The 5654-nt window shown below is 70.9% G+C and carries 4 protein-coding genes; all 4 read right to left on the bottom strand.

The features are described from left to right. The coding region (locus ABZ622_RS41545) for a metalloregulator ArsR/SmtB family transcription factor (RefSeq protein WP_360552477.1) at positions 1-215 on the bottom strand (215 nt) is incomplete at its 3' end. A gap of 412 nt (positions 216-627) precedes the next feature. Beyond that, positions 628-2766 carry a 3-hydroxyacyl-CoA dehydrogenase NAD-binding domain-containing protein gene (locus ABZ622_RS41540; protein ID WP_360552475.1) on the bottom strand — a complete coding sequence of 713 codons (2139 nt, stop codon included), beginning with the start codon at positions 2764-2766 and terminating at the stop codon, positions 628-630. Then, positions 2763-3983 carry an acetyl-CoA C-acyltransferase gene (locus ABZ622_RS41535; RefSeq protein ID WP_360552473.1) on the bottom strand — a complete coding sequence of 407 codons (1221 nt, stop codon included), beginning with the start codon at positions 3981-3983 and terminating at the stop codon, positions 2763-2765. Before ABZ622_RS41535 ends, ABZ622_RS41540 begins: the two co-directional genes overlap by 4 nt. Positions 3984-4272: 289 nt before the next feature. Next, complete coding sequence (locus ABZ622_RS41530) at positions 4273-5547, bottom strand: ribonuclease D (protein ID WP_360552471.1); 1275 nt, start codon at positions 5545-5547, stop codon at positions 4273-4275. Positions 5548-5654 lie beyond the last annotated feature (107 nt).

Raw genomic sequence — 5654 nt, 5'->3', positions numbered from 1 at the left:
ACCACTGTCGAGCCCTCGCGGGTCGCGGTGACGATTCCCGACCGGCGCAGGACCGCCAGCTGCTGGGACAGCGCGGCGGGCTCGATCTCGATCTCGGCGAGCAGGCCCCGTACCGGCATCGGACCGTCCTGGAGGAGTTCCAGCACCCGGATGCGTACCGGGTGCCCGAGCATCCGGAAGAACTCGGCCTTGGCCTGGTACAGCGGAACCGGCACGGTCTCCAGCGCTCCTCATCGCCCCGGGGCGTCGACTGGTGCTGTGCCCGCGGCTACCTACGGACCCAGCCACCACAGCATGTAGGGAATTGCATAATTTCGCAATTCATGGATTCAGCAGTTCATGAGTTCGGCAGTCCCCGGACGGGACAGCGCGCCCGTGCCCCCGTCATAGCGCCGGGGCCGCACATGCCGGACGGGCCGTACGGAGATCTCTCCGCACGGCCCGTCCGTCGCTACCCACCAGATGCTAGGGCCTCTCGTTTGGATCATGCCGGGCTCGCGTCCCCCGGTGCCGCACCTCGCCGCGTTGTCGTCGGTCGCCGACGCTCCGCGTCGACTCCCTCCTCCGCCTTGCGATGCACGACACCGGACCCCGCTCCCTGATCCGACCTGATCCAAACGAAAGACCCTAGGCCGGAACGCTCGCCACGCCCTGCGCCAGGAACTTCTTGCCGTTCACCCGCTCCGAGACGCCCTCACGGTCCAGGTACGGCGTGATGCCGCCCAGGTGGAAGGGCCAGCCCGCGCCGGTGATCAGGCAGAGGTCGATGTCCTGGGCCTCGGCGACGACGCCCTCGTCCAGCATCAGCCCGATCTCCTGCGCCACCGCGTCCAGGACCCGGTCGCGGACCTGCTCCTCGGACAGGACGACATCGCCCTGCTTCAGGAGCGCGGCGACCTCCGGGTCCAGCTCCGGCTTGGCTGGATTCTCGGCGGAGTAGACGTAGAAGCCGCGCTTGCCGGCCTTGACGACCGCGGCCAGGTTCTGCGAGACGGTGAACCGGTCCGGGAAGGCGCGGTTCAGGGTCTCCGAGACGTGCAGACCGATGGCCGGGCCGACCAACTCCAGCAGCACCAGCGGCGACATCGGCAGACCGAGCGGCTCGATGGCCTTCTCGGCGACGTCCACCGGGGTGCCCTCGTCGATGACGTTCTGGATCTCGCCCATGAAGCGGGTGAGGATGCGGTTGACGACGAACGCCGGGGCGTCCTTCACCAGCACCGCGGTCTTCTTCAGCTTCCGCGCCACACCGAACGCCGTGGCCAGCGAGGCGTCGTCGGTCTGCTCGCCGCGGACGATCTCCAGCAGCGGCAGGATCGCGACCGGGTTGAAGAAGTGGAAGCCGACGACCCGCTCCGGGTGCTTCAGCTTCGACGCCATCTCGGTGACCGAGAGGGACGAGGTGTTGGTGGCGAGGATCGCGTGCGCCGGGGCGACCGCCTCGACCTCCGCGAACACCTGCTGCTTGACGCCGATCTCCTCGAAGACGGCCTCGATGATGAAGTCGGCGTCGGAGAAGCCCGCCGCCTTGTCCAGCACACCGGAGACCAGGGCCTTGAGGCGGTTGGCCTTGTCCTGGTTGATCCGGCCCTTGCCGAGCAGCTTCTCGATCTCGGCGTGGACGTAGCCCACACCCTTGTCGACCCGCGCCTGGTCGATGTCGGTCAGCACGACCGGCACTTCGAGGCGGCGCAGGAAGAGCAGGGCGAGCTGCGAGGCCATCAGGCCCGCACCCACCACGCCGACCTTGGTGACCGGGCGGGCCAGGTTCTTGTCCGGGGCACCGGCCGGGCGCTTGGCGCGCTTCTGGACCAGGTTGAAGGAGTAGATCCCGGAGCGCAGCTCGCCGCCCATGATCAGGTCCGCGAGCGCCTGGTCCTCGGCGTCGAAGCCGGCCGCCAGGTCGCCGTCCTTCGCCGCGGCGATGATCTCCAGCGCGCGGTACGCGGCCGGGGCGGCGCCGTGCACCTTGGAGTCGGCGATCGCCCTGCCACGCGCGACGGCCTGGTCCCAGGCGTCACCGCGGTCGATCTCGGGGCGCTCCACCGTGACCGTGCCGTTCAGCACGTTCGCGGTCCAGATCAGCGACTGCTCCAGGAAGTCCGCGCCCTCGAAGAGCGCGTCGGCGATCCCGAGCTCGAAGACCTGCTTGCCCTTGAGCTGACGGTTCTGGTTCAGCGAGTTCTCGATGATGACCGAGACCGCGCGGTCGGCACCGATCAGGTTGGGAAGCAGCGCACAGCCGCCCCAGCCGGGGACCAGACCGAGGAAGACCTCGGGCAGCGAGAACGCGGGCAGTGCCTTGGAGACGGTGCGGTACGAGCAGTGCAGACCGACCTCGACACCGCCGCCCATCGCCGCGCCGTTGTAGTACGCGAACGTCGGGACCGCGAGAGCGGACAGACGCCGGAACACGTCGTGGCCGCCCTTGCCGATGGCGAGCGCGTCGTCGTGGTTCTTCAGCAGCTCGACGCCCTTGAGGTCGGCGCCGACCGCGAAGATGAACGGCTTGCCGGTGATGCCGATACCGGTGATCGCACCCTCGGCGGCCTCCTTCTCGACCTGGTCGACGGCGGCGTTCAGGTTCGCCAGCGACTGCGGTCCGAAGGTGGTCGGCTTGGTGTGGTCCAGGCCGTTGTCCAGCGTGATGAGGGCGAAGCGCCCCGCACCGGCCGGAAGGTCCAGGTGACGTACGTGCGCCTGCGTGACGACCTCGCCGGGGAACAGCTCGGCCGCGCCCTTCAGAAGCTCAGTGGTGGAGCTCACTTGTTGCCTCCGTTGAAGTTCGGGTTCTCCCAGACGACCGACGCGCCCATGCCGAAGCCGACGCACATCGTCGTCAGGCCGTAGCGGACCTCCGGCTGCTCCTCGAACTGGCGGGCCAGCTGAGTCATCAGCCGCACACCGGAGGAGGCCAGCGGGTGACCGTAGGCGATGGCGCCGCCGTACTGGTTGACACGCGCGTCGTCGTCGGCGATGCCGTAGTGCTCCAGGAAGGCGAGCACCTGCACGGCGAACGCCTCGTTGATCTCGAACAGGCCGATGTCGTCGATGGACAGCCCGGCCTTGGCCAGGGCCTTCTCGGTCGACGGGATCGGGCCGTAACCCATGACCTCCGGCTCGACGCCCGCGAAGGCGTACGAGACCAGGCGCATCTTCACCGGGAGGCCCAGCTCGCGGGCGACGTCCTCGGCGGCGAGCAGGGAGGCGGTGGCGCCGTCGTTGAGACCGGCGGCGTTACCGGCGGTGACCCGGCCGTGGGCACGGAACGGGGTCTTCAGACCGGCGAGCGACTCCAGGGTGGTACCCGGGCGCATCGGCTCGTCGGCGGTGACCAGGCCCCAGCCGGTCTCGCCAGCCTCCGCGTTGGTGCGGCGCACCGAGATCGGCACCAGGTCCTGCTGGATCTTGCCGTTGGCGTACGCCTTGGCGGCCTTCTCCTGCGAACGCACCGCGTACTCGTCGGCGCGCTGCTTGGTGATCGTGGGGTACCGGTCGTGCAGGTTCTCCGCGGTCATGCCCATGAACAGGGCGGACTCGTCGACCAGCTTCTCCGACACGAAGCGCGGGTTGGGGTCCACCCCCTCGCCCATCGGGTGGCGGCCCATGTGCTCGACACCGCCGGCGACGACGACGTCGTACGCGCCGAAGGCGATGGAACCGGCCGTCGAGGTGACGGCGGTCAGGGCGCCCGCGCACATGCGGTCGATGGAGTAACCGGGCACGGACTGCGGCAGCCCGGCCAGGATTCCGGCGGTACGGCCCAGCGTCAGGCCCTGGTCGCCGATCTGGGTGGTCGCCGCGATGGCGACCTCGTCGATCTTCGCGGGGTCCAGGTCCGGGTTGCGGCGCAGCAGCTCCCGGATGGCCTTCACGACGAGATCGTCGGCGCGGGTCTCGTGGTAGATGCCCTTCGGGCCCGCTTTGCCGAACGGGGTGCGGACGCCGTCGACGAAGACGACGTCCCGGATGGTACGAGGCACGGTGGCTCTCCTCCAGGGTGCGGGATGGCACTGCTGCGCGGCACGCCCGGAAGCGCGCCGCCACCATCATGCTACTTGCGGGTAACCAGACTGCCCACCCCCCACGGCGGGAGCGGTGAAGGTCACATGCGGGCGGGCCCCGGTACGGGTGCCGTTCCGGCCCCGGAACGACGATCGCCGGGCGGGGCTGAAAATTCAGCCCCGCCCGGCGATCGGGAAGACGACATGGCCGCGGGCCGCACAACCTGGCGCGATTACGCCCCTCGAAGAGCCCTCCGGCGACGGCAGCTCAGGGGGTCGGCGCCAGCGCGCGGGCCAGCAGCGGGGCCACCTGCGCGATCTGCCAGCCGCGCGCCCCGTACCCGGCGAGCGCGGTCTCGACCGCGTCCGGCGTCAGGTTCTTCGGCGGCTCCCAGCAGACCCGGCGCACCGTGTCCGGGGTGATCAGGTTCTCCTGCGGCATGTGCAGCCGCTCGGCGAGCTCCGACACCGCGGCGCGGGCGGCCGAGAGCCGGGCCGCCGCCGCGGGGTCCTTGTCCGCCCAGGCACGGGGCGGCGGCGGACCGGCGAGGGTCTGGCCGGGCTGTGGCAGCTCGTTGTCCGGCAGCGCCTTGGCCCGGTCGACGGCCGCCTGCCACTGCTCCAGCTGGCGCCGTCCCATGCGGTGGCCGTACCCGGGCAGCGCGGTCAGCGCCTGCGTGTTCGGCGGCAGCGCGAGCGCGGCCTCGACGATCGCGGCGTCGCCGAGCACCTTGCCGGGTGAGATGTCGCGGCGCCGGGCGACCTGGTCGCGCGCGGTCCACAGCTCCCGCACCACTGCCATCTGGCGGCGCCGGCGGACCTTGTGCATGCCGGACGTACGCCGCCACGGGTCCTTGCGCGGGGGAGCGGGCGGCGCCGCGGCGATCGCGTCGAACTCCTCGCGGGCCCAGCCGAGCTTGCCCTGCCGGTCGAGCTCCTCCTCCAGGGCGTTGCGCAGATCGATCAGCAGCTCGACGTCGAGCGCCGCGTAGCGCAGCCAGGGGTCGGGCAGTGGGCGGGTGGACCAGTCGACGGCGGAGTGGCCCTTCTCCAGCGAGTAGCCGAGCACGCTCTCGACCATGGCGCCGAGGCCGACGCGCGGGAAGCCGGCCAGCCGTCCGGCCAGCTCCGTGTCGAAGAGCCCGGTGGGAGTCATCCCTATTTCGCGCAGACAGGGCAGGTCCTGGGTGGCGGCGTGCAGGATCCACTCGCTGCCGCTCAGCACCTCGCCGAGGCCCGACAGATCGGGGCAGCCGACGGGGTCGATCAGCGCGCTGCCCGCGCCGTCACGGCGCAGCTGCACGAGGTAGGCGCGCTGGCCGTAGCGGTAGCCGGAGGCGCGCTCGGCGTCGACGGCCACCGGGCCGGAGCCGCCGGCGAAGTCGGCGATCACCCGGGCGAGGGCGTCGTCGGAGGCCACCACCGGGGGAATGCCCTCGCGAGGTTCGAGCAAGGGGATCGGCGCCGGGGCGACGTCGTCCGGGGGAGCGCCCCCGGTGGTTCGCAGTGAAGTGTCTGCTGCGGTCTCTTGGGCGTCGGTCACGTGTCAAGGGTATCTGTGTATGTACGGCGCCCGGAGAGCGGAACGTACGGCGAGCGGCGCCCCTGAAAGAAAAACAGCCCGGGCGGGCCGGCGGGGGGCCCCCCGGG

The sequence above is a fragment of the Streptomyces sp. NPDC007164 genome, assembly GCF_040634135.1.
Taxonomy (GTDB): Bacteria; Actinomycetota; Actinomycetes; order Streptomycetales; family Streptomycetaceae; genus Streptomyces; species Streptomyces sanglieri.
Note: the sequence above shows the minus strand (reverse complement) of the source record. Positions and strands in the feature narration are given on the sequence as shown.